The 1,552-nt window shown below is 66.4% G+C and carries 1 protein-coding gene and 1 tRNA gene; both read left to right on the forward strand.

Annotation, left to right across the window (positions count from 1 at the left end):
* Window positions 1-62 precede the first annotated feature (62 nt).
* Window positions 63-135: transfer RNA gene (locus tag AB1460_RS37375), tRNA-Lys, on the forward strand.
* A gap of 713 nt (window positions 136-848) precedes the next feature.
* Window positions 849-1,466: a DUF429 domain-containing protein gene (locus AB1460_RS37380; RefSeq protein ID WP_368967277.1), complete on the forward strand. Its 618-nt coding sequence runs from the start codon at window positions 849-851 to the stop codon at window positions 1,464-1,466.
* Window positions 1,467-1,552: the final 86 nt, after the last annotated feature.

Consider the following 1,552-nt stretch of genomic DNA (forward strand, 5'->3'; position numbering starts at 1 on the left):
CGCCCAAGCCTCACGCCCCACCCTCCCCCCGACCGAGCAGTTGGGTACGATGGAGGGCAGCAGGGCCGTTAGCTCAATTGGCAGAGCAACCGGCTTTTAACCGGTGAGTTCAGGGTTCGAGTCCCTGACGGCCCACGTCAAGAGGCAATACATGTACCTATTTTCATGATTTTCCGAGATTCTTTTCCTGACGTTTTCTGGGCTCTTGACAGCTCGCGGACACGCACGACGCCGTGAATCTCCGCGAGGCTCCTACACGAGGTCCCGCCAGCCGTCCACAGGCTGGCCCGACTCCCAAACATTGCTATAAGTCACCTCCGGAGGCTCTGCCTCCGGCCGTACACTCTGCACTGCCACGGCCGACCCGGCCGCGGCCCCACTCCGAAGGTGAGATCCTCATCGGTACATCCCCAACATCCCTGTTCTCCGCACCGGAGGCGGCACAGACCCGGCCCGGCCAGGCCCCGCCCCCGCTGACGTGCGACCTCTTCCGTGCACCCGACTTCGGGGACTTCAACCCCGACGTCCTCGACACCACAGACCTCGAACCCCCGACTCACGAGGCACCCGCCCCGCAGCGATCAACCTCGCAGGCATCCCGCCGTCCACCCCACCCCGGTGGACGTGCTTCGTCACCGCGACCGCAGACCTACAACCGCCGGACCTACAACCGGTAGACCCCGCTACGGAACGCCGAACGTCCGCGCGGGCATCCGCCACATCCGACCCGACACAGCTCTCTCATCCTGAGCGTGCATCGTCCAGCCTGAAAACCGGGCGGCCTGCCAGCACTCCTCGGACGGACCCGGGCGCCGTGCTGCCTACCCTGATCGATGATGACGATCGGCGTGGACCTGGCGGCGGAGCCGAAGAAGACCGCCCTCGCCCGGATCGACTGGTCGTCAGGCTCAGCAACGGTGCGCGATGTCCACCTCGACACCACCGACAGCACGATCGTCGAGGCGGTCACGAACGCGGACGAGGTCGGTATCGACTGCCCGTTCGGCCGGCCCGAAGCCTTCGTCGCCTTCATCACCGCCCACCAGCGCGGGAACGTGGACGTCCCCCAGGGGCTCACGGGTCTGCAGTGGCAACGCGCCCTGGCGTACCGGGTCACCGACCAGCGGGTCCAGGCAAAGACAGGGCTGCGGCCCCTCGGCGTCACGGCAGACCGGATCTCGCACACGGCAATGCGCTGCGCGGGACTCCTGGCAACACTCGCAGGCCAGGACATACCCGTGGACCGCGCCGGTGCTGGCGTGGTCGTCGAGGTGTACCCGGCCGCCTCCCTCACCGGATGGGGGCTGCCGCACCTCGGCTACAAGACCAGGGACAACATCGCCGTCCTTGCAACGCTGGTCGACGCTCTCCTCGACGCAGCGCCGTGGCTTGACCTCGGCGCCCATGCGGATCTCTGCCGCCGATCCCCTGTCTGTCAGAGTCCCGTGAGACACGAGGATCACTGAAACCTCTGTAGCGCAGGGCGAGATGGGATCTTCAAGACCGGTGACGTTGACCATGGCAGACATGGCCTCCTCGAAGCAGGAGGATG

Source organism: Parafrankia sp. FMc2 (assembly GCF_041008525.1).
Lineage (GTDB): Bacteria > Actinomycetota > Actinomycetes > Frankiales > Frankiaceae > Parafrankia.